Genomic DNA, 22,637 nt, shown 5'->3' on the forward strand with positions numbered 1-22,637 from the left:
TATATGGAAGAATTCGATCGGGAGGCGGTATCGTGAGCGCACGGGAGGTCCGGGCATGGATCGAGACGCTCGCGGGGCGCGAGCCGATGCAGGGGTTGAAGCCGGAGCGCGTATGGGATCCGTCGCTCTCGAAGGCGATCTCGGCGCTGCCGCTGCCTTCGGGCGAGGCGGGGGACGCCCTGCGATCCGCTCTGCTGCTCTGGAACGACGACTTGGACGGCTCGCATTCGCTCTCGCAGGACATTCCGTCGGCGACCGGGAGCCTGCTGCACGGCATCATGCACCGGATGGAGGGCGATTACTGGAACGCCGAGTATTGGTTCCGGCGGGTCGGCGCGCATCCGTGCTATGTCGGCATCGCCCGGGCTGCGGAACCGATGGAGGGCGGCGCCGCGTTCGCGAGCGGCGACGCCTGGGATCCGTACGCGTTCGTTCGCGCGGTGCAGCGGGCGGTCGGCCGCGGGGACGAGAAAGAAACGGCGGCGCTCCGGCTCATCCAGCGGATGGAGATGGCCGTCGTCGTCGAATATTGCTACCAACAATGCTTCGGAGGTACGGTTCTTGATTGACGCCGAACGCAACCCGGGGGCGGCTCCGCGCGGGCCGATCTCGCTCATGCTGCGCGTGTATCGACATATCTTGCCCGACGTCGCTCGGGAGCTGGATCGCTGGACGGCGGAGGCGTCGCGCATTCCCGACGCGGAGCTGCGCACGCAGGCGCTGGCGAGCATCGAGAACAAGCGGTTCCACTGCGAAGGGGGCTCCATCTACGCCCTCATTCGGCCGGAACGCAGCCGCGAGCTCGTGCCGCTCATCGTGGCGCTGCAGACGATCAGCGATTATCTCGATAATTTATGCGATCGCTCCACCTCGATGGACGCGGACGATTTCCGGCAGCTGCATCTCGCCATGCACGAAGCCGTCGATCCGGACCGGCCGATCTCCGATTATTACGCGTATCGGACGGAGCGGGAGGACGGAGGCTATTTGCGGCGGCTCGTCGAAACGTGCCGTCAGTGCGTCGGTACGCTCCCTTCCTACTTAGCGGTCAAGCCGCACGTGCAGGAGCTCGTAGGCTTGTACGGAGACCTGCAGGTGCACAAACATATTCGTCACGAGGAGCGGGAACCGGCCTTGACGGATTGGTGGTCGCTTCATCGGGACAAGCACCCGGAGCTCGAATGGAACGAATTCGCCGCGGCGACGGGCTCGACGCTCGGCATGTTTTATTTGTTCGCGGCGGCGGCCGGCGACGGACTCGACGCCGAAGCGGCGAAACGCACGCGCGAAGCGTATTTTCCGTACGTCTGCAGCTTGCACATTTTGCTCGATTATCTGATCGACACCGAGGAAGACCGCATCGGGGGAGATCTGAATTTCTGCACGTACTACGGCAGCGCGCGGCGTACCGCGGAACGGATCGAATGGATCGCGGAGCAGGCGCGCGAGCGGGTGAGGGACGTCGCCGACCGGCGGTTCCACGGGATGGTCGTGGAAGGGCTGCTGGCCCTGTATTTATCCGATCCGAAGGTGCGCAGGCAGAGCGACGTCGAGATGATCACCAAACGTTTAATGCGCAACAGTCCTTGGACCCGTCTCTTCTTCTGGGCGAACAGCGTCTGGATTCGAAAGCGGCAAGGCCTGAACCAACCCCAAATTCAAAAAGCCAGAACCTAATCGGTCGGAAGGAGACATACTGTATGACGGTGCAATCGATAGCGGTGTTGACGAGCGGGGGAGACTCCCAAGGCATGAACGCGGCCGTGCGGGCGGTCGTCCGGAGCGCCCTGTTCCACGGACTGAAGGTGTTCGCGGTTCAGCGCGGATACCACGGCCTCATTCACGACGACATTCGGGAAATGGATCTGCGAAGCGTCGGCGACATCATTCAGCGCGGGGGCACGATTCTCCAAACGGCGCGCTCCAAAGAGTTCATGACGCTCGAAGGGCAGCAAATCGCGGCGGACAACCTGCGCAAGCGCGGCATCGACGGCCTCGTCGTCATCGGCGGCGACGGCTCGTACCAAGGCGCGAACAAGCTTCGCCTGCAAGGCATCAAAACGATGGGGCTGCCGGGCACGATCGACAACGACATCCCGTTCACCGATTTCACGATCGGCTTCGACACCGCCGTCGGCATCGTCGTCGACGCGGTGAACAAGCTGCGCGACACGATGACGTCGCACGAGCGTTCGTCCGTCGTCGAAGTCATGGGCCGGCACTGCGGCGACATCGCGCTGTACGCGGGTCTCGCGAGCGGTGCGGAGGCGATTCTCGTGCCGGAGGTGCCGTTCGACCTCGACCAAATCGCGGCGAACATGAAGCATCACTTCTCGGGCGGCAAACGGCACAGCATCATTCTCGTCGCCGAGGGCGTCGGCAAGGGCGAGGACATCGCCAATCGGATCACCGCTTCCAGCGGCATCGACTGCCGGGTCACGGTGCTCGGCCACATCCAGCGCGGCGGTTCGCCGACGCATAACGACCGCATTCTCGCGAGCCGCCTCGGCGACTTCGCGGTGCGCCGCTTGATCGCCGGCGATTCCGGCAAAGCGTGCGGCGTCATCCAGAACGAGCTCGTCGCGACCGACATCGAGAAAGTCGTCACGACGAAGAAGCCGTTCAACAAAGAATTGTACGATTTGGCGCTTCGCTTGTCGCAATAACAAGTCAAAGCCCGCATAGCCGATGGAACCATCGGTTATGCGGGCTTTTCGTCGTCTGACGCCTTGCGCGAACGGGCAAGAAGGGACCACACCGCCGGCGGTTCGCCTTCGGCGGGGTAGACGTTGGCGTAATCGATGAGCACGATGCGCTTCCCGCGATGGAGGCGAATGTTGCCTCGCTTCGGCCTGCCGTTGTTCCGGCCCACGATATCGGAAATGCGAAGGCCTTCTTCGAAGAAGAAGCGCTCCAAGATGCGGCGAAGCTGCCGTTCGAACTTTTTCTTCTTAGGCACGCGGTCCGTCACCCGTTTCATGACGAGCCACCCGTGCCCGGCTTCGACGATCGGGCACAGATGTTTCCTAAGCCCCGACGGGCTGCGGCGAAACAAATCTTCCTCCCGGGCGTTGCAAGCGATGCCCTTAGCGACTTTCGCGACCTTCAAAATCGAGCCGTCTTCCAAATCGAAGACCGCACGGTGCTTGCCGGCGCCGAGCAGCGAATACGGCAGCTCCAGCTTGCGCAGCATCTCGTCCTCCGCCGCCGGGCCGCCGCCGTCCGCCTCCAATTCGCGGATCCAAGCGTCGATCTTCGTTTTGTCGCGCAGCGATAACCGGGACTTCACGCCGACCGCCTCCTTTTCTTCTTAACATATGAAGGCGATTTCTCGGCGGCAACGTGCGCGTATCACGGGCTCTTCATAATAAATTCATAATCGTCTCGGAACAGCCGGGCCCCCGACAGGGTGACGAAGATCGGATTGAAAGCGTCTAAAGCCCCGACGTGATCGAGCTGCCCCGCATGACGGCGCCTGGCGTACACCGTGGACCGGGCGTGCAGGGCGCGTTCGAACTGCATGTCCGTCTGCAATCGTTTGACCATGCGTTGATCTCCCCCCGCCGCTTAGGGTTGCCCAGGGGAGAGGAGAATACGCATGCGCAGGCACCCCCGATTACGCGGGACGGCGGCTCGACTTCGGCCGGTCTCGGAACCCAAGCTCGTACCTCGCGCGGTACAGCGCGGTTCCGACGACGGCGAGCTCCGCGGCGGTGCCGGCGGCAAGCGCCAAAGGTCCGATCGCGCCGTTCCAATGCGGAGCGAGGATGACGAGCGGGAGGAGCAAGCTGACGGCGGCGACGGCGTTGGCGGCTTGCGACCATAAAAACACGTGCGTGCGCCGGTACAACATCAGGAATCCGTTGCCGAAATCGACCCAAGGCATCAGCAGCGCGAGCAGGCCGAACGCCTTCAGCACGCCGACCGTCGCTTCGAGCAGCCGGCCCGACAGCCCCATCGCTTCGGATAACAGGAAAGGGCCCGCCGGCGAGAAGGCGATCGCCGTCGTGAGCGCCGCGGGGGCGAAGGCGACGAGCCATTGAAAGCGGATGACCAGCTTCGGGGACGTCGGGTAAAAATTGAGCACGATTTGGTGGATGTACGTGAACACGCTCATGACCAAGTTGAATACGCTGGACGCCACGGCGAACGACGCGATCGACAGCGCGACGTCGACCGTCTTCCCGAGCAGCGCGTTGATCGCCGGCGGCACCGCGACGACGAGGAAGGAGGAAAGCAGCAGCGGCCGGTAGAAGCCGAAAACATGCCGCTTGGTCGCGATATCGTGTCCATCGAGTCGCTCAGGCAGCTTGCGCGTCAGCGTCCGTCCTTCCGCCCAGCAGACAGCGGCTTCGATCAACATGCCGACGGCGAAAATGAGACCGCCGATCGCGCCGCTCGTCACCGAATCGGTGCGAACGAAGTACCACGACAGCGCGACCATGCCGAACAAGCGGACGACCATTCCGATGGTGACCCATTTCGTCCGCATCTGGCTGATAATGACGCCATGGTACAGACAGCGTACGGCGGAGAAGACGCTTACCCACATCAGAAACTGGTAGCCGTGAATGATTTCCGGCACGAGCGCCGCGTCGGCGCCGTACGCCGACCGGAACAGCCAGGTGCCGAACGGCGTGTAGCAGATCAGGATGCCGAGCGCGACGACGGCGGCGATGAACAGCCGCGTGACGCCGGACATGGCGCGGAACGAGAGCGCGTCGCGGACGAGGGCGGAGCTTGTCTGCCGAAGCAGCGAAGACGGGCGCTCCGTCAAGCCGATCAGGCTCATACCGAGCGCGTACGTCGCGATGGCGATTTCCGGGCGAGCCGCTTGGGCCAGCGTCGCATGGATGATGGAATGCGTGATGGTGACGAGGCAGGCGGCGAAGCCGAGCGGCGCGAAGAAACGCAGCAGCGTTCCCATGGTCTGCCCGGCCGCCGCCTGGCGTTTCGCTACGGCTGCAGCGGCGGTGCGGCTCATGCGGGTTTCATCTCCTCAAGTTACTGCAAATCGTAATCGACGCCCTGCGTATAGCGGTTATTGGCGTTCCACAGCAAAAATTCGTCGACGCCGTTGTCCATTAGCGCCCGGATTTGCTCCTCGACTTCGCGCTTGCCGTACTTGATATACCCTTTCACCCAGGAAGCGGTGAAGTCTTGGATCCACGGGCGGATAATCGGCTTGAACGGGCCGAGCGGTTCGAGCTTCTCGTGCGTATCTTTCATCGCCCCGTCGATCGTGACGTACGGCGCAGCGTCGGGCACGGCGGACCCGAACCAGCCGGCCGTATAATGGCTCGGATAAATCATCGGGCAGATGACGTCGACGTATTTGGAAATCGCTTCGAAATCCTGCCCGATGCCCTCGGCGGCGGGCACCGAAGCGGCGTAGCCGAAGATGTCGACGGACACCCGCACGCCGAGCGGCTCGAGCTGTTCCCGCGCGTATTTGACGAAATCGGCGACGACTTCGATTCGTCGGCGTTCGTCTTTGTGATAATCTAAGATGTCCGCTTTCTTCTCGAATCCTTCGGGGAACCGGACGTAATCGAACTGGATTTCCTTAAACCCGAGCTTGGCGGCGTCTTTCGCGACTTGGATGTTGTACTCCCATACCTCTTTGCGGTACGGGTTGACGAACGCTTCCCCGCGTCCGTTCTTCCACACGGCGCCGTCCTGCCCCACGAAGCTGAGGTCGGGGCGAGCTTCCGCCAAGACGGAATCCTTGAACACGACGACGCGGGCGATCGGATATACGTCATGCTCGGAGAGCCGGCCAAGCAGCGCGGCGGGATCGCGGATAATGTTCTTCGCCGTTCCCCGCGCCGCGAGCTCCGGATCGGTCGTAGGGTACGTAATATAACCGTAATCGTCTTTCACGTCGACGACGAGGCTGTTCAGCTCGGTGTCGTCGATGAGCGTCAGCAGCGTGTCCAGCCGGGCGCCTCCGGCGCTGTGGGCGGTCGCGTAAATGCCTCGAACCTTCGGGGCGTCCGGCTGCGGATCGTTCTTCTCGATCATCGGGATGCCCGACGAACCGCGCTCGGCGTGGACGGCCGCCTGTCGAGCCTGCTCCGCCGCTCGAATCCAATCGTCGAGCGTCGGCTGCGCTTCCGCCTGCGCGCCGCCGCCAAGCATCAGCAATAACGCGGCTACGATACTTTGCATAGTTGTCGCACTCCCCCATTCGCTCGCTTTCCCCATTATATGACAACGTTTGCATCGGGCACAGTGGAATTTGTCGCAAATGTTTGGAAACGGATGCCGCGCTTCTCATTTGTCCCCGATTGGAGTACGATGGATGGAAAGTTTAAATAGAGACGTTATCGGAAACGGAAGAGGGGAACCATGAAGCAATTGACCATCGTCAAGGCGGTGACCGCCTTGTATTACTGCTCGAATGCCGTGCTGCTGCCGTATTTGCCGCTGTACTTCGCAGCCAAAGGATTCACGACCGTGCAAATCGGACTGCTGCTGATGATCGGACCGTTCACGGCGATCGTCGCCCAGCCGATGTGGGGATACGTGAGCGATAAGTTTCAAACGGTGAAAAAGGTGCTCGCCTTGCTTTGGCTGCTCCAGCTCGCGTGCAGCGTCGGAGTGTTCGCGGCGGACGGCTTCGCGCCGACGCTGGTGTTTACGACGCTGCTCTACTTTTTTCTTATGCCTTCCAGTCCGCTCTTAGACTCGTTGGCGATCCGGGCCGCGGAAGAGGCCAAGGTCGGCTACGGATCGGTTCGGATGTGGGGATCGGTCGGCTTCACCGCGTTCGCGCTGTTTTCCGGAGCGCTGCTCGTCTGGATCGGGGGCGTCGGCGCTTTGCAATGGCTGTATTGGGGCGTGTGGGCGGCGCCTCTGCTGCTGCTGATCGCGCTGAAGGACGTCCGCATCGCGGCCCCGCCGGTGACGCTGCGTTCGCTGTCGGCCGTGGTGCGCAATCGGTCGCTGCTTTGGTTTTTGCTGCTCGTGTTCATAATGATGCTTCCGCATCGAATGAACGACGGCTTTCTCGGGCTCTATTTAAGCGATTTAGGCGCAAGCGACCAGATGGTCGGCCTCGCTTGGGCGATCGCCGCGATGAGCGAAATTCCGACGTTCGCCTTATTGCACCGGTACCTGAACAAAATTCACGAGTTGGCGCTCCTCGGAATCGTCGCAGCCTTGTATGTCGTCCGTTGGATCGCTTACGCGCTTGTGGACGACCCGATGCTGCTGCTCGCGATGCAAGCGAGCCACATGCTCACGTTCGCAGTGTTTTGGGTGGCCGGGGTCGCCTATGTAGTGCGCATCGTGCCGACGGAATTTCGATCCACCGGACAATCGTTGTTTTCCGCAGTGTTTATCGGCGTCACGGGGCTTGCCAGCGGCACGCTGGGGGGCTGGATCGAGGGCTGGGGAGGCTTCCAGAGCGCATACGGGTTCGGGGCGGCTGCGGCCGGCGTTGCGGGCGCCGCGTTCCTGTTGACGCATGCTGCGCAGCGCAGAGGGCGCGTCCGCGCGGAAAAGCCGTCAGGCGGCGCCTGACGGCTTGACTCTCTTGCGAGCGGCTGGATCGTTACGACGCCGCTTTGCGCATTTTGCGGTTTTCCGGAATCATTGTGTGGAACAGCAGCTCCACGGCCGCGACGCCGAGCGAAATCCAGAACGCTTCGCCGAGCGAAATGTTCCACAGCAGGAACGAGCCGACCATCCATACGTAAACGTAGGTTAAGCCGAAGTCGGCGATCGTGGCGACCCAGTTGTTCGTAGCCGGCAAAATGATTTTGTCGCCGATGAAATAGGCGATGACGCACAAGACGGTCGCGGCGAGCACGGCTTCCCAGAACGAAACGGTGCCGAACCAAAGCAGGAGCGGCACGACGATGATGCCGTTCAACAGCAGCTTCAATAAAAATTTACCCATAATGCTTTCGCCCCCTTAAATTTGTGGCATACGTTCATCGTTCCTCAAAACGAAGGGGGATATGCGCGATGGGGGCGAATGGACGAAAAAGCCGAATCCGGGAAGGATTCGGCTTTTATCGATTTATCTGGAGCCTTTCTCGTATGGAACCCCTGAAGCGAGCGGCGCGGTCGCGCGGCCGACGAAGGAGACGAGCACGAGCAGGGTGAGCGCGTACGGCAGCATCGAAATGATGTCCGGCGGCACATGGCCGAGGCCGATGTACGGCAGCAGGAACTTAATCGACGTCACGATGCCGAAGAAGAACGCGGCGGCGACGGCGCCCATCGGATGCCATTTGCCGAAGATGAGCGCGGCGAGAGCGATAAAGCCTTGGCCCGCGACTGTCGAGTGCGAGAAGCTGGCCGTCGTCGTCAGCGCCAGCGTCGCGCCGCCCATCGCGGCGAACGCGCCGCTCGTCAGCACCGCCAAGTAGCGGACGAGATAGACGTTCACGCCCGCGGTGTCGGCGGCCTTCGGATGCTCGCCGACGGCGCGAAGGCGCAGCCCCCAAGGCGTGCGGTACAAGATGTACCAAGTGACGAGCATCAGCAGCAGCGCGATGTACGTCGTCGGGTACGCCTCGAAGAACGCGTGGCCGAAGAACGGGATGTCCGACAGGCCCGGAATTTGCATCTTGGAAATCATCAATCCGGCGTTCCCGCTCGCGAGGTTCGGCGTTTGGCCTTGGCCGTTGAAAATCAGCTTCGTCAAGTACAAGCCCATGCCGACCGCGAGGAAGTTCAGGGCGACGCCGCTGATCGTTTGGTCGGCTTTGTACGTGACCGACGCGACGGCGTGCGGGAGAGCGAACAGCGCGCCCGCTACGATCGCCGCTCCGAAGCCGATCCACGGGGAGCCCGCGAAGTAGGCGACGACGGCGCCCGTGAACGCGCCGATCGTCATCATGCCCTCGATCGCGATATTGACGACGCCGGAACGCTCCGACCACAGCCCGCCGAGCGCGCCGAACATGAGCGCCGTCGCGAAAACGAGCGTCGTATGAATCAAGTCGCTTGCGATGTCCCATCCGCTCATGCGGCGCCGCCTCCTTTCTGTTTCCGTCCGCGGAAATATCGCGTCAACGGTCGAATAATGCCGCTGGCCGCGAGGAAGAAGATGATCAGCGCGATGACGATGTTCACCAGCTCCGGCGGGACGTTGGCGCCGAACTTCATCCCGGCTGCGCCGAACGTAAGGATGCCCATCAGAATGGCGCCGAGTACCGTGCCGAGCGCGGCCGTGCCGCCGATCATGGCGACCGCGATGCCTTGGAAGCCGTATCCCGGCGATACGCTCATGATGGACTGATAATGAAAGACGCCGAGCACTTCGATGGCGCCGGCGATGCCCGCGAACGAGCCGCTGATCGCCATGGCGCGCACGATGCTGCCGTTCACGTTCATGCCGGCATACTGGGCGGCGTGCTTGTTGAGGCCGACGGCCCGAAGTTCGAAGCCGCCCTTCGTTTTAAATAGGTAGTAATGAAACAGGACCGCGCAAAGCAGGGCGATGACGATGCCGAAGCTGAGCCGCGCGTTGTTGAACAGCTCCGTGACGAACGGGATGTTCAGGTACGCGGACTTCGCGATTTCGGCGGAACGCTGCTGCCCTTGCGGCACGAAAAACGTTTTATTGATGTAATTTACGAAGAACAGGGCGATCCAATTCAGCATGATCGAGGTGATGACCTCGTGCACGCCGCGTACGGCTTTCGCATAGCCGACGAGCGCGCCCCAGAACGCGCCCGCGAGCGCGCCGGCGATGACCGCCGCCGCCGCGTGCACGACCGGCGGCAGGAAGGTCCACTGAATGCCGACGTACAGCGAGGCGAGGGAACCGACCAGAAACTGCCCTTCGGCGCCGATGTTGAACAGCCCGGTCCGGAAGGCGAACGCGACCGCGAGACCGGTCAAAATCAACGGCGTAATTTGGCGAATCGTCTCGCCGAAGTTGTACATGCTGCCGAACGCCTTATCGAGCAGCGCGACGTACGCGGCGATCGGATCGTAGCCTCCGATCAGCATGATGACGGCGCCGAGCAAAAGCCCGATCAAAATCGAGAGGAGAGGCAGCAGGACCGCGTCGACATTGTTTCGTTCGTTCATTCGCCCGCAGCTCCTTTCGTCGTGCCGGCCATCATGAGGCCGAGCTCTTTCTCGTCCGTTTGCGACGGCTCCACGATGCCGATCAGCTTCCCGCCGCTGATGACGCCGATGCGATCCGACAAAGACATAATTTCCTCCAGCTCCAATGAGATGAGCAGCACCGCCTTGCCTTGGTCGCGCTGCTCCACCAGACGGCGGTGGATGAATTCGATCGCGCCGACGTCGAGACCCCGCGTCGGCTGCGCGGCGATGAGCACGTCCGGATTCGCGTCGACTTCGCGGGCGATAATGATCTTTTGCTGGTTGCCCCCGGAGAGCGCGCGCGCCTTCGTCTTTTCGTCCGGCGTCCGCACGTCGAACTGCCGGATCAGCTCCCGAGCCTTATCGTAAATCTTGGCGTACTGCAGTACGCCGGACTTTATGTAACTCGGCTTGTAGTAATCCTTAAGCGCCATGTTTTCCCCGATGTCGAAATCGAGGACGAGGCCGCGCTTGTGGCGGTCCTCCGGGATGTACCCGACGCCTTCCTCCGAAATGACGCGAGGCGACGCCCCGGCGATCGGCTTGCCCTTCAACAGCACCTCGCCGCTCGTCGGCTTCGCGATGCCCGTGAGCACCTCGACAAGCTCCTTCTGCCCGTTGCCGTCGACGCCCGCGATGCCGAAAATTTCGCCGGCGCGCAGCTCGAACGAGATGCCGTCGAGCGTTTTGACGCCGCGTTGGTCTTGCAGCGTGACGTTGCGCAGCTCGAGCAGCGTTTCGTCGTATTGAACAGGCTTCTTATTTACCTCGAAATTGACTTCGCGGCCGACCATCTTCGCGGCGAGCTCGTCCGGGTTGCTCCCGGCGACCGCGAGCGTATCTATCACTTTCCCGCGCCGGATGACCGTAACCGTGTCGCAAGCCTGCATAATTTCTTTTAATTTATGCGTAATAAGGATGATCGTTTTGCCGGAAGCGACCAAAGACTTCATGATGGCGAGCAGCTCTTGGATTTCCTGCGGCGTCAGCACGGCGGTCGGTTCGTCGAAAATGAGAATGTCGGCGCCCCGGTACAGCGTCTTCAGAATTTCGACCCGCTGCTGCTGGCCGACGGAGATGTCTTCGATCAGGGCGTCCGGGTCGACGGCGAGACCGTATTGCTCCGACAGCTCCCGAACCTTCTTCGCGGCCTTCCGCTGGTTCAAGTGAAAGCCGAATTTCGTCGATTCCGCGCCGAGCATGATGTTTTGCGTAACGGTAAAATTGTGGACGAGCATAAAGTGCTGATGGACCATGCCGATGCCGAGCTCGCCCGCGACGTTCGGATTCGAAATGACCGCCGGTTTGCCGTGGATGCGAATTTCGCCTTCGTCGGGCTGGTACAGCCCGAACAAAATGTTCATGAGCGTCGATTTGCCGGCTCCGTTTTCTCCGAGCAGGGCGTGGATGCTTCCTTTTTTGACGCGGAGGTTGATGTTGTCGTTCGCGACGATGCCCGGAAACCGCTTGGTTATACCGATCATCTCGACGACGTAGTTCGACGATTGGGTCATTCGGATTCACCCCTAAATACTGCAGTGTCGTATTCGAATCGAGAACCGCTGAGGTCATTGTAACGAAACAAAAAGGCTAGCGCAAACTAGCCTTTTCGTCGGTATGATTCGTTATGAAGCGGCGATTATTCTGCCGGCGTTTCCGGAACGACGATCTCGCCGGACTTGATTTTGTCGGCAAATTCTTGCACCTTCGCAAGTACGTCCGCCGGTACGTTCGGGTTGTTCTCCGGCAGGCCGACGCCGTTCTCCGCGATGCCGAGGCTGACGATGCCCGGCGCGAACGTCCCGTCGACGACCGATTGCGAAACGGTGATCATCGCTTGGTCGACGCGCTTCATCATCGACGTCAGCGTAATTTCGTGGCCGAACGTGATCGATTGGTCTTTGTCTACGCCGATGACCCATACGTCTTTGCCGGCTTTCTTCTGCTCTTGGGCTTCGTTGAACACGCCGTCGCCCGTCGCGCCCGCCGCGTGGAAAATGATGTCCGCGCCTTGGTTGTACATCGTCGCCGCCGCTGCTTTGCCTTGGTCCGCCGCCGCGAAGGAGCCCGTGTAGTTCTCGATGACTTCCGCATCCGGATTCACTGCCGCGATGCCCGCCCGGAAGCCGGCTTCGAAGCGCTGGATGACCGGAATGTCGATGCCGCCGACGAAGCCGATTTTGTTCGTCTTCGTCGTGAGGCCCGCGACGACGCCGACGAGGAAGGAGCCCTCATGTTCTTTGAAAGTTACGGATGCGACGTTCGGCGCGTCGACGACGCCGTCGATGATCGCGAATTTCGCGTCCGGGTTTTGGTTCGCGACTTCCAGCATCGCGTCCTGCAGCAGGAAGCCGATGCCCCATACGAGGTCCCATTGCTCTTGTATGAATTGGTTCAAGTTCGGGACGTAGTCGGAGTCTTGCGCCGATTGGAGGTAATCCACCGTGACGCCGGACGTTTGCGCGAACTCTTGAAGACCTTCCCATGCGCTTTGGTTGAACGAGTTATCGTTGACGCCGCCGAAATCGGTAACCATGCCGATTCGGATGTCGCTCTTCGCCGGCTCTTCCGCAGGCGTTTCGGCCGGAGTTTCCGCCGCAGGCGTTTCTTCCGCGGGCTGCTGTGCGCCGCCGCCGCCGCACGCCGCGAGCACTACTGCCGCCAGCGTGAAAATCATGAACATGGAAAGCCACTTTTTCATTGAGCTCGTACCCCCGATAAGTATGAAATTTGGTGGAACCGATGCGAACACGCTACGTCCATCATTTGCTATTATGTAGGAAAATATGCGAAATGGCGGGGTCCGTCACACCTCCCGGTTCGACGAGTACCTAGGACTTAGTACGAAGTTGCACGGTTTTATACAGTGGTTATTATACTATACTTTTTTGCTTTGACAAGTTCTGGTTTTCGACAGGAATCGAGATAAATCTTACATGAATTACGAATGTTCTATGTTAAAGATTCCAAAATGTTCGTCTTTTCCAATTTAAGGGCTTTATTTTTACGCGTAAAACGCCGTCTTCGTCGGAAAACGGCGTTTCGTTCGAAAGTCCTTATTCTCTGCGAAACAGTCCCATGACTCCGACCGTTTCGACCATATTGACGAAAGCGTTCGGATCGACCTCTTTGACGATGCGCAGGAGCGGCTGCAGCTCATAACGGGTCGTGACCGTCATAAGCAAATGGTTCTCGGTTTGGGAGAAGCCGCCCTGCGATTTGACGACCGTGACGCCGCGAGGATATTCCAAAAGCCGCCGCAGCAGTTCGTCCTTCCTCGCGGATACGATGAAGGCGGTGATCTTGACATGGCGCGTGTGGATGACGTCGATGACTTTCCCGGTGACAAAGATGGAGATCATCGAATATAATGCCAAATCCCAATCTCGTTCGGTCAGCCCGAGCGCGAGGATGACGACTCCGTTCAAGGCGAATAAAACGCCCCCTAACGGGAAATCGTACTTGCGCAGCAAGATGGAGCCGATAATGTCGAAGCCGCCGGTCGAGCCGCCGGCGCGAAACGACAAACCGGTGCCGAGGCCGACGAGCACGCCGCCGAACACGGAAGCGATCGTCGGGTCTTGATTGAATCGCGCTTCGGGAATCCACTGCATGACAAAGACGGTCGCCGCGACCGACAAGAAGCTTAGCGTTACGAAACGCTTGCCGATTTTGACCCACCCCCAAATAAACAGAGGCAGGTTCAGGGCAAAATAAAGCAACGCAATATTGCTTTGCGTGAGGTAGCCGACCAGCATCGAAATGCCGGATACGCCCCCGCTCAGCAGCTGGTGGGGGATCAAAAACGCGTTAAAGCCGAACGCGATCGACGCCGCGCCGACGACGATCGCCGCGCAATCTTGCGCGGTCCGAAGTCCTTTTGTCACCTGATTGTCACCTCTAAAATTAGTATGGGACGATTCGGTTCCAGGCAAACTGGAATTGAAAAGTTTTCATATGCTATAATAGGGGTCATATTCTTAAGTGCGCTAGTATTTTCCATTTGGGAAAATGCTTTTATTTCGGGGTGTGGTACCCGGATTCGAAATGTGCGGCTCGATTGAACAACCTGCGGTGTCTGGTCTGAAGCGGCTTAAGAGTATCGTTTCGTAAGACCATTATGGTTAAAGGAGTTTGAAGCAGATTTGAAAACATTCAGCGAATTCGGCCTAGAGGCGAAAGTCCTCAGGGCCATCACGGAGATGGGCTTCGAAGAATCGACCCCGATCCAGGAGAAGGCGATTCCGATCGCCTTGGAGGGGCGCGATTTGATCGGCCAAGCGCAAACCGGTACGGGCAAGACGGCAGCGTTCTCCATTCCGATTATCCAAGCGATCGACCCGTCCGAAGAGAAGGTTGCGGCGCTCATCATGTGTCCGACGCGGGAGCTCGCCATTCAGGTCGCCGAGGAAATCGGCAAACTGGCGCGCTTCAAGGGCATACAGACGCTTCCGATTTACGGGGGACAGGACATCGGGCGGCAAATCCGGGCGCTGAAGAAGCGTCCTCAGGTCGTTATCGGTACGCCGGGACGTCTTCTCGATCATATTAACCGCAAAACGTTGAAGCTCGAGGACGTTCGTTACGTCGTGCTGGACGAAGCCGACGAAATGCTCGACATGGGCTTCCTCGAAGATATCCAAACGATTCTGAGCTCCGTTCCGGAAGAGCGCCAAACGATGCTGTTCTCGGCGACGATGCCGCCGAACATCCAAAAGCTCGCGCAGCAGTTCCTGAAAAATCCGGAGCACGTCTCGGTCATTCCGAAGCAAGTGAGCGCGCCGCTGATCAACCAGTCGTACATCGAGGTGCACGAGCGCAGCAAGTTCGACGCGCTGTGCCGCTTGCTCGACATGGAATCGCCGGAGCTCGCGATCATTTTCGGCCGGACGAAGCGCCGCGTCGACGAGCTGGCCGAAGCGCTGCAAAAGCGCGGTTACTCGGCTGACGGTCTGCATGGCGATTTGTCTCAGAACATGCGCGACGCCGTGATGCGCCGTTTCCGCGACGGCAGCATCGACGTGCTCGTGGCGACGGACGTCGCCGCGCGGGGTCTTGACGTATCGGGCGTAACGCACGTGGTCAACTTCGACCTTCCGCAGGATCCGGAATCGTACGTCCACCGGATCGGCCGGACGGGCCGTGCCGGCAAAGAAGGCACGTCGTGGACGTTCGTGACGCCGCGGGAGATCGATCACCTGCACTTCATCGAGCGCGTAACGCGCCAAAAAATCGCGAAGCGCAACGTACCGTCGATGGCGGAAGCGATCGAAGGCAAGCAGAAGATCGTGGCGGAGCGCATTATGGAAATCGTGCAGAACGAAGATTTCAACGAGTTCAAAGGCACGGCGATTCAGATGCTGGAGCAGTTCGACAGCGTCCACTTGATCGCGGCGGCGATGAAGCTGCTGACGGGCGGCGAGAAGAAGGACGTCGAAGTCGCATTGACGCCTGAAGAGCCGATTCGCGCGAAGAAGCGCAAGCCGGACATCCGCGGCTCCGGCCGACGCGTCGGCGGCTACGGCGGCGGCGGTTACGGCGGCGGGCGCTCCGGCGATCGCCGTCCGGGCGGCGGCGACCGCGGCGGCGAGCGTCGTTACGGCGGCGGCGAGCGCGGCGGCTACGGCGGCGGACGCGGCGGCTACGGCGGCGGCGAGCGCGGCGGCTATGGCGGCGGCGGGCGCTCGCGCCCGGTCGGCGCAGGCGCCGGCGCGCGTCGCAGCGACGAAGGCGGCGGCTCGGCCGAGTAATCGCGCAATAGGGACCGTCCCGGGGAAACCCGGGGCGGTTTTTTGTTTGCGCGATTGTGTGTGGGCCGCGGGCGCGCTGCCGCCTCTGCCGCTCGCACGCCCGCCGCCGGGCGCCGCCCGCGGCGACCGCCCAAAATCGGTGCTGTTCCGCGCGAACAGCCCCAAGCTTGTGCGGTCGCGCCGCCGCCTCCGCCGCTCGCGCGCCCGCCGCCGGCCACCGCCCGCGGCGACCGCACAAAATCAGTGCTGTTCCGCGCGAACAGCCCCAAGCTTGTGCGATCGCGCTGCCGCCTCCGCCGCTCGCCGCACCCGCCGCCGGCCACCGCCCGCGGCGACCGCACAAAATCAGTGCTGTTCGGCGCGAACAGCCCAAAGTTTGTGCGGTCGTGCCGCCGCCGTCGTCGCTCGCGCGCCCGCCGCCTCCGCCGCTCGCGCGCACGCCACCGGCCGCCGCCCGCGGCGACCGCCCAAAATCGGTGCTGTTCCGCGCGAACAGCCCAAAGTTTGTGCGGTCGCGCCGCCGCCTCCGCCGCTCGCGCGCCGGTCGCGCCGCCGCCTCCGCCGCCGAAACCCTGCGTCGGACAAGGCTTTCTCAATTTCCCTTTGTTTTCGGACGAACCGATGTGTATTATAGAAGAAAAAGAACAGCCGCCTTAATCGCCGTCATGTAACCGAATTCATGATGGGTGCGGCTGCGGTCAGGAGAGGTTGCTTCGTGGAATTTCGCGGACTGATGGGCGGCTTTTATCGCATCTCGGAATGGATCATGCGCTTATCGGTGACGAACGTACTTTGGATTTTGACGGCGTTTCCGGTATTCGTGCTCATGCTGCCGTTGTTTATGGCGGAGAGCGAGCAGCAAATTCAGCAAATCTTTTTCCTCATCGCGGTGCTTTCGCCGTTTACGCTCTTCCCTTCGACTTCGGCGATGTTCTCGCTGGCTCGCAAATGGGTGATGGGGGACGGGGACGTTCCGCTGCTGAAGACGTTTTTCCGCTCGTATAAGGAAAATTATTTGCAAAGCATGATCGGCGGCCTGCTGTTTATGGTGCTGCTCGCGGTGCTGTTTTTCAACTTCCGGTTCTACTCGGGGTTGGAAGGGTATGCCGGATTGCTCGCGTATTTGTTCATTGCGCTCTCAGTAATGACGCTGCTCGCCATGTTTAACTTCTTCTGCATCGTCGTTCACCTCCATATGAAGACGCTGCAGGTCGTGAAGAACGCGTTGCTGATTACGATCGGGCAGCCGGTCCGTTCGCTGTTGATCGGCATCTCGAGCTTCGCGGTGCTGTATATCAGCTTGACGCAATTTACGTTCCTGCTCCCGTTCTTCACGGGAAGCTTGATCGCCGTCGTGACGTTCTGGCATTTCCATAACGGATTCCGCAAAATCGTGACGAAGCAGGAAGAGCTGGAAGCGAAGCGAGCGGAAGAAGCCGAGGCGCAAAACAGCGCGGAGCCCGAAGCGGACACGTCCGAGGAACGTAAGTCTTAAAGGAGCATAGCAATAGCCTGAAGAATTAGCCGGCCGAAGGGCCGGCTATTTTTGTCCAAGTAACACTGCGTCTCGCCGGGGCAAATCGCCCAAAAGGAAAATCTGCCGGGAAGTTCCGTTTACTTTCCCTGCCGTTGAGGATATAATAACAATACAACAGCCTGCGATGTACGTTGAGGAATATTTGTTTTGAACCAATGATTGTTTCCCGGGAGTCTCATATGGACGTTGTAGCTGGCATGCCCTCGCGAAGGGACGTCAAAAGCACGCTGCGGACACCCACCTGCCAAGGCAGGTTTCGAAACAAATTTCCAACGGCATAGGCGGGTTTTTGTGTTTTCAATGAACCCCCTGCATAAGAAGCGTTGCCCGCTCCATACTAAAGAGACGAATCTCAGTCTCTGGAGGGCGAACGCATGCATAAGCAAGAACGCATCCGGCGGCCGAGAGGCCGCCTTTTTTGGCTGAAACCGGCGATGCTCTTCGCGCTGGTCGCCGCGATCTTCGTCGCCGCGCCGCAGCCGGGCCTTACGTTCTCGGAATGGTATTGGATCATGGAGCAGGGCGACACGGGCGACGACGTGGCGGAGCTGCAGTCGCGCCTTAGATTTTTGGGATTTTACGGGGGAGAGGTCGACGGGCAGTTCGGCGGCGGCACGCGCCGCGCGGTCGTCGGCTTTCAGCGGGAATTCGGACTGTCGGTCGACGGTCGAGTCGGACCGCAGACGAAACTGCGGCTTGCGCGGGCGACGAAAAACTGGAACAGCTCGTACATGGCGGACTATTACCGCGGCGGAGGGGCTCGGCGGACGGCCGCAGCGCCGCTGCCCTCCGGGACGGGAGGGTTCAGCGACGAGGATATCAAGCTGCTCGCGCGAACGGTGCACGGCGAGGCGAGGGGGGAGCCGTACGAAGGTCAGGTCGCCGTCGCGGCCGTCGTGCTGAACCGGCTGACCAATCCGGCGTTCCCGCAGACGGTGGCCGGCGTCATTTTCCAGCCGGGGGCGTTCACGGCCGTCGACGACGGACAAATTTGGCTCGAGCCGAACGCTTCGGCGTATAAAGCGGTAAGAGACGCCCTTAACGGGTGGGATCCTTCTGGGGAAGCGATGTATTATTTCAACCCCGCGACGGCGACATCGAAGTGGATTTGGAGCCGGCCGCAGATCAAGCGGATCGGAAAACATATTTTTTGCTTATAAAACCCCCAAGAAAGCGTTCTTTTCCACAATCCGGTTTGCCGTTATCAGTCAAGTAGTGGTAAGATGGTAACAGCGGTTTTGGCAACGGGATGCGGAGATTCAAGGGGGGGAACATAGTTTTGTTAAAGAGAACGCTCATCGGACTGATCCGCAGTCACGAGCAAACGGGAGAAAAAGCGACCCGGCCTGAGTTGAAGACCAGACATTACAAGCTATCCCGCGATAAGCTGTGGGATGAAGTGATTTCCATCTTAAAGAAGAAACCTGGTTACAAAGTGCTCCACGAAGTGAAAAGCGTCGGCGAGATCGTCTTGGAAAAGCGCACGGTCACCGGACGCGTCCAAGATATTACGCTCACCGTATTGGCGTTGAATCCGCTTCAGTCGGCCGTCGATATTTATTCGGCATCCCGCGGCTCGCTCGGCGATCTCGGTTCCAATTACCGCACGATTCTCGACATCTACAAAGCGCTGGACCAAAAGCTGGCTCAGTATAAAATAACCCATTAATAAAGAAAGCAGCGGGCCGCAAGGCTCCGCTGCTTCTTCGTTTCCTGAGCGATTAGACCAACGCGCGAACCGCGTCGAGCGCCGCGTCGTAGTTCGGGTGCTCCGTCATTTCTTTCAGGTACTCGACGTATGTAATCTTGTCGTTTTGGTCGATGACGAAGATCGAGCGCATCAACAAGCGGAGTTCTTTGATGTGAACGCCGTATGCGTCGCCGAAGGATACGTTCTTATAGTCGGACAGCATGGTCACCTTGTCGATGCCGGCTGCGCCGCACCAGCGCGCTTGCGCCATCGGCAGGTCGTTGGAGATCGTGATGACCGCGACCGAGTCGCCGAGTTTCGCGGCTTCTTCGTTGAAACGGCGCGTTTGCGCGTCGCAGACGCCCGTGTCGATCGAAGGAACGACGCTGATCAGCTTTACTTTGCCGGCGAAATCCTTCAAGGACGCCGTTTCGACCAAGCTTTTGTTCACCGTAAAATCGGGAGCTTGGTCCCCTGCCTTCAATTCCGGTCCGATCAACGTGATCGGGTTGCCCTTCAGCGTGGCCGCTCCGGTTCTTTCGGTTGCCATTGCTAAATTCCTCCTCATCGCATTTCTTCTAAACACCTCTTATATTATATAATGGTGGGAAAGGCAAAGTCCAACGCCTGGAAGGGGAGCAACATGTTTCTACGGTACGAAAGCTTTCGCGAATACATCCGGTTTTACCCCGTCAATACGGTCGTTCTGGCGCTGCTCGCCGCGGCGCATGCCGGCTTCGCGCTGTACGCCTGGATGACCGGCACTCCGGCTTGGGCGCTCAAGCAGGAATACGGCGGCTTCCTGCTTGTCCGGGAAGCGGACATCATACCCGAATACTGGCGTTATATCACCTCGGTATTTCTTCATGCGGACTTCGGGCATTTGCTGTTCAACGCCTTCGCCATTTTCGTCTTCGCGCCGCCGCTCGAGCGCGCGCTCGGTTCGTTCCGCTACGCGGCGCTCTTTTTGTTTTCCGGCATCATGGGCAATATTTTCACGAATTTCTACGCAGGTCCGGTGGCGTCCGTCGGCGCGAGCGGGGCGGTCTACGGCGTATTCGGGGCGTACGTGTTTTACATGCTGTTCCGTAGAGGCGCGCTCGATTTCGCGTCCAAGCGGACGCTGCAAACGATGCTGATCGTGGGCGTCCTATATTCCATAGCGATTCCGCAAATCAACTATTTCGCGCACCTGGGCGGCTTCGTCGGAGGACTGGTCATGAACGCTTTGTATACTTGGGTGCTGCACGGAAGGACGCGTTAAGATGGAGCTTCGGCAGTTGCAATATTTCGTCACCGTCGCGCGCATGGAACACGTTACGCACGCGGCGGAATCGCTGCGCGTCGCCCAATCGGCGGTAAGCCGGCAAATTCACCAACTGGAGCAGGAGCTCGGCGTTTCGCTGTTCACTCCGAAAGGAAGAAATCTGCAGCTTACGCCGGCGGGAAAGCTGTTCCTGCGGCGGGCGGAGGCGATCCTGACCGATCTCGAGCGGGCCGTGCTCGACTTGCAGGAGTTTCTGAACCCGGAGGCCGGCGAGATCCGCATCGGGTTTCCGCACAGCTTGGGCATTCACCTGCTGCCAAGCGTCATCGCCGAATACCGGAAGGACCACCCGAACGTTAAGTTCGTGCTGAAACAGGGGACGTATCACGTGCTTATCCGCGAATTGCTCGAAGGCGAAATCGACTTGGCGTTCATCTCCCCGTTCCCCGAAGATCATGACGATGTCGAAGGGGAGCTGCTGTTGTCGGAGGAGCTTCGGGTCATTTTGCCGGCCAACCATTTGCTGGCGCAGTATACCTCGATTCGGCTGGAGCAGCTGAGGGACGATTCGTTCGTCATGTTCAGCGAGGAGTATTCGCTCCGGACGATCGTGCTCGAGGCTTGCCGGAAGGCGGGCTTCGTGCCGCACGTCGGGTTCGAGGGGGAGGAGACGGACACGATCCGCGGGCTGGTGGCGGCCGGACTGGGCGTCAGTCTGCTGCCGGAGATGGCTCTGATCGAGACAAGCCCCATGATGCCCGTCAGTGTCCGGGTGACCGAGCCGCAGGTGCAGCGGACGATCGGCCTCATTCGGAGGCGCGGGGAGAAGCTGCCGCTTGTAGCGGAAGTGTTTCGCAGCTACGTAGTCGATTATTTTGACGGCAAAAGCCGCCTGCCCTAATAAAGGGAGGCGGCTTTTTGGTTTTCGTAACGTTATTCTTCGTTGTTGCTGCCCATGAAGATCATGATGAACTTGATCAGCTCAAGCAGCGAGATGAGCGCGGCGGCCACATACGTCAGCGCAGCGGCGTTGAGCACTTTGGCGACGCCCCGTTCTTCTTCGTTCGAGATGAAGCCTTCGGAGATCATCAGTTCCCGCGCGCGGGAGCTGGCGTTGAACTCGACCGGCAGCGTAATCAGCTGGAACGCGACGGCGGCCGAGAAGAAGATGATCCCGAGCAGCACGAGGTTCATGGCGCCGAAGATGAAGCCGGCGATCAAGAACAGCGGCGCGACGCCGGACGTAATGTTGACGAGCGGGAACATCCGGTGGCGCAGCACGAGCGCCGGGTACGAAAACTTATGCTGGATCGCATGGCCGACTTCGTGGCACGCGACCGAGACGGCCGAGACGGAGCTTTGGTAGTACACCGGCTCGGACAAACGGACGACGCGGTGGATCGGGTCGTAGTGGTCGCTGAGCACGCCGCGCACCGGCTCGATCGGCACATCGTGCAGGCCGTTGTTGTCGAGCATGCGGCGAGCGGCTTCATAGCCGGTCAGTCCGCTGCTGATGCCGACTTCGGACCAGCGCTTGAACGTGCCTTTGACGCGGAACTGCGCCCAGATGGAAACGCCGAACGCGATCAAGATGAGAAAGTCCATTGGGTGGAAAAACATGTGTTGTACCTCCGTTTCGATTAGTAACAAGAGTGCGTAGAGCCATGGGAGCCGTTCAGCCGAGAGGACCTTTGCCGAGAAGGAGCAGCAGCGCTTCGATGCAAGCGGCGGTTTGGGGCGACAAGCGCCTCAGCAAATGTTGGGCTTGCTTCGGCTTCAGCTGCTCCAAAATCGGAGCGATCGCCTTCGCTTCCCGCTCGAGCTGCATCATGTGCAGCTGAAGCGCCGTCAGTCGTTCGGTCACGGCTTCGTCGGCCGCGGCTTTCCCTGGCAGCAGCAGTCTCTTGATTTCTTCTAATGAAAGCTTCTGCTTTTTCAACCATTCAATACGCTTGAGCTGCTGCAAGGTTTCAGATCCGTATAGGCGATAGTTGGTCGTCGATCGCTCGGCCGGCGCAATCAATCCGATTTTCGTGTAATAGTCGATGGTTCGGGGGCTAACCTCACATAATGCGGCCAGTTCGCCGATCTTAAAAAGCTTTCTATCCCCACCTGAATCACCTCGCTTTATTTCGCAATTTCGTTTCTATATATATGATAGCGAACGCCAAAGCATACAGTCAAACGTTATGGTTTCATCTCTCGAAGAAAAAGCGGCAATCCCCTCGCCTTCGAACGGCGCTGCACCGACAAAATGTAAAAAAAATTGACACAACGAGGCGAAAAACCCTTGTAGATAAAGGACAAATTCAATCCATG

23 protein-coding genes and 1 other RNA gene are annotated in these 22,637 nt (G+C 59.9%); 11 read left to right on the forward strand and 13 right to left on the reverse strand.

Going from position 1 to position 22,637, the window contains the following annotated elements:
• The first annotated feature begins 32 nt into the window (after positions 1 to 32).
• From VE009_RS20225 to pfkA, 3 genes are read left to right on the forward strand one after another with little or no spacing between them, the layout of a single operon-like run.
• Positions 33 to 569 carry a hypothetical protein gene (locus VE009_RS20225; RefSeq protein ID WP_325010774.1) on the forward strand — a complete coding sequence of 179 codons (537 nt, stop codon included), beginning with the start codon at positions 33 to 35 and terminating at the stop codon, positions 567 to 569.
• Positions 570 to 615: 46 nt separating this feature from the next.
• Positions 616 to 1,677: a tetraprenyl-beta-curcumene synthase family protein gene (locus VE009_RS20230; protein WP_325010880.1), complete on the forward strand. Its 1,062-nt coding sequence runs from the start codon at positions 616 to 618 to the stop codon at positions 1,675 to 1,677.
• A 23-nt stretch (positions 1,678 to 1,700) separates the two neighbouring features.
• A complete protein-coding gene (gene pfkA / locus VE009_RS20235) occupies positions 1,701 to 2,666 on the forward strand; it encodes a 6-phosphofructokinase (RefSeq protein ID WP_325010776.1) in 966 nt (321 codons plus the stop codon).
• 35 nt (positions 2,667 to 2,701) lie between these two features.
• Here pfkA and VE009_RS20240 read toward each other — a convergent pair whose 3' ends face one another.
• The 4 genes from VE009_RS20240 to VE009_RS20255 form a co-directional block, all read right to left on the reverse strand.
• Positions 2,702 to 3,289: a hypothetical protein gene (locus tag VE009_RS20240; protein ID WP_325010778.1), complete on the reverse strand. Its 588-nt coding sequence runs from the start codon at positions 3,287 to 3,289 to the stop codon at positions 2,702 to 2,704.
• 62 nt (positions 3,290 to 3,351) lie between these two features.
• A complete protein-coding gene (locus tag VE009_RS20245) occupies positions 3,352 to 3,546 on the reverse strand; it encodes a hypothetical protein (protein ID WP_325010780.1) in 195 nt (64 codons plus the stop codon).
• 70 nt (positions 3,547 to 3,616) lie between these two features.
• Positions 3,617 to 4,984: a multi antimicrobial extrusion protein MatE gene (locus VE009_RS20250; protein ID WP_325010782.1), complete on the reverse strand. Its 1,368-nt coding sequence runs from the start codon at positions 4,982 to 4,984 to the stop codon at positions 3,617 to 3,619.
• 20 nt (positions 4,985 to 5,004) lie between these two features.
• The gene (locus tag VE009_RS20255; protein WP_325010784.1) at positions 5,005 to 6,171 is read right to left on the reverse strand and encodes a putative glycoside hydrolase; all 1,167 of its coding nucleotides are present in this window, start codon (positions 6,169 to 6,171) and stop codon (positions 5,005 to 5,007) included.
• A gap of 180 nt (positions 6,172 to 6,351) precedes the next feature.
• Here VE009_RS20255 and VE009_RS20260 point away from each other — a divergent pair, with 180 nt between their 5' ends.
• The gene (locus tag VE009_RS20260) at positions 6,352 to 7,527 is read left to right on the forward strand and encodes an MFS transporter (RefSeq protein ID WP_325010786.1); all 1,176 of its coding nucleotides are present in this window, start codon (positions 6,352 to 6,354) and stop codon (positions 7,525 to 7,527) included.
• A gap of 31 nt (positions 7,528 to 7,558) precedes the next feature.
• On the opposite strand, the gene VE009_RS20265 is transcribed toward VE009_RS20260, so the two are convergent.
• The 6 genes from VE009_RS20265 to VE009_RS20290 all read right to left on the reverse strand — a co-directional run bounded on the left by VE009_RS20265 (position 7,559) and on the right by VE009_RS20290 (position 13,961).
• Entirely contained in the window at positions 7,559 to 7,906 is a 348-nt protein-coding gene (locus VE009_RS20265; protein ID WP_325010788.1) for a DUF2512 family protein, read from the reverse strand.
• 123 nt (positions 7,907 to 8,029) lie between these two features.
• Entirely contained in the window at positions 8,030 to 8,983 is a 954-nt protein-coding gene (locus VE009_RS20270; RefSeq protein WP_325010790.1) for an ABC transporter permease, read from the reverse strand.
• Positions 8,980 to 10,053: an ABC transporter permease gene (locus VE009_RS20275; RefSeq protein WP_325010791.1), complete on the reverse strand. Its 1,074-nt coding sequence runs from the start codon at positions 10,051 to 10,053 to the stop codon at positions 8,980 to 8,982. The genes VE009_RS20270 and VE009_RS20275 overlap by 4 nt, the downstream gene beginning before the upstream one ends.
• A complete protein-coding gene (locus tag VE009_RS20280; RefSeq protein WP_325010793.1) occupies positions 10,050 to 11,588 on the reverse strand; it encodes an ABC transporter ATP-binding protein in 1,539 nt (512 codons plus the stop codon). Before VE009_RS20280 ends, VE009_RS20275 begins: the two co-directional genes overlap by 4 nt.
• A gap of 125 nt (positions 11,589 to 11,713) precedes the next feature.
• A complete protein-coding gene (locus VE009_RS20285) occupies positions 11,714 to 12,775 on the reverse strand; it encodes a BMP family ABC transporter substrate-binding protein (protein WP_325010795.1) in 1,062 nt (353 codons plus the stop codon).
• A 355-nt stretch (positions 12,776 to 13,130) separates the two neighbouring features.
• Positions 13,131 to 13,961, reverse strand: coding sequence for a YitT family protein (locus VE009_RS20290; RefSeq protein ID WP_325010797.1), 831 nt, complete (start codon positions 13,959 to 13,961; stop codon positions 13,131 to 13,133).
• Positions 13,962 to 14,219: 258 nt separating this feature from the next.
• Here VE009_RS20290 and VE009_RS20295 point away from each other — a divergent pair, with 258 nt between their 5' ends.
• The 5 genes from VE009_RS20295 (at position 14,220) to VE009_RS20315 (ending at position 19,030) form a co-directional block, all read left to right on the forward strand.
• Positions 14,220 to 15,824, forward strand: coding sequence for a DEAD/DEAH box helicase (locus VE009_RS20295; protein ID WP_325010799.1), 1,605 nt, complete (start codon positions 14,220 to 14,222; stop codon positions 15,822 to 15,824).
• A 715-nt stretch (positions 15,825 to 16,539) separates the two neighbouring features.
• Entirely contained in the window at positions 16,540 to 17,319 is a 780-nt protein-coding gene (locus tag VE009_RS20300; protein ID WP_325010800.1) for a YesL family protein, read from the forward strand.
• A gap of 155 nt (positions 17,320 to 17,474) precedes the next feature.
• A non-coding RNA gene (gene ssrS, locus VE009_RS20305) (6S RNA) lies at positions 17,475 to 17,653 on the forward strand.
• 82 nt (positions 17,654 to 17,735) lie between these two features.
• Positions 17,736 to 18,521: a spore cortex-lytic enzyme gene (sleB, locus tag VE009_RS20310; protein WP_325010802.1), complete on the forward strand. Its 786-nt coding sequence runs from the start codon at positions 17,736 to 17,738 to the stop codon at positions 18,519 to 18,521.
• Positions 18,522 to 18,640: 119 nt separating this feature from the next.
• Complete coding sequence (locus VE009_RS20315; RefSeq protein WP_325010804.1) at positions 18,641 to 19,030, forward strand: DUF1499 domain-containing protein; 390 nt, start codon at positions 18,641 to 18,643, stop codon at positions 19,028 to 19,030.
• 52 nt (positions 19,031 to 19,082) lie between these two features.
• Here the strand turns inward: VE009_RS20315 and tpx are convergent, their stop codons facing one another.
• Positions 19,083 to 19,601 carry a thiol peroxidase gene (gene tpx / locus VE009_RS20320; protein ID WP_325010805.1) on the reverse strand — a complete coding sequence of 173 codons (519 nt, stop codon included), beginning with the start codon at positions 19,599 to 19,601 and terminating at the stop codon, positions 19,083 to 19,085.
• 93 nt (positions 19,602 to 19,694) lie between these two features.
• On the opposite strand from tpx, the gene VE009_RS20325 reads away from it, so the two are divergent.
• Complete coding sequence (locus VE009_RS20325; protein WP_325010807.1) at positions 19,695 to 20,315, forward strand: rhomboid family intramembrane serine protease; 621 nt, start codon at positions 19,695 to 19,697, stop codon at positions 20,313 to 20,315.
• Between the two features lies 1 nt (position 20,316).
• The gene (locus VE009_RS20330; RefSeq protein WP_325010809.1) at positions 20,317 to 21,219 is read left to right on the forward strand and encodes a LysR family transcriptional regulator; all 903 of its coding nucleotides are present in this window, start codon (positions 20,317 to 20,319) and stop codon (positions 21,217 to 21,219) included.
• A gap of 32 nt (positions 21,220 to 21,251) precedes the next feature.
• Here VE009_RS20330 and VE009_RS20335 read toward each other — a convergent pair whose 3' ends face one another.
• On the reverse strand, positions 21,252 to 21,938 hold the full coding sequence (locus VE009_RS20335) for a zinc metallopeptidase (RefSeq protein ID WP_325010811.1): 687 nt from the start codon (positions 21,936 to 21,938) through the stop codon (positions 21,252 to 21,254).
• Between the two features lie 55 nt (positions 21,939 to 21,993).
• A complete protein-coding gene (locus tag VE009_RS20340) occupies positions 21,994 to 22,449 on the reverse strand; it encodes a MerR family transcriptional regulator (protein ID WP_325010881.1) in 456 nt (151 codons plus the stop codon).
• Between the last annotated feature and the right edge of the window lie 188 nt (positions 22,450 to 22,637).

This window comes from Paenibacillus sp. (genome assembly GCF_035645195.1).
Classification (GTDB): Bacteria; Bacillota; Bacilli; order Paenibacillales; family YIM-B00363; genus Paenibacillus_AE.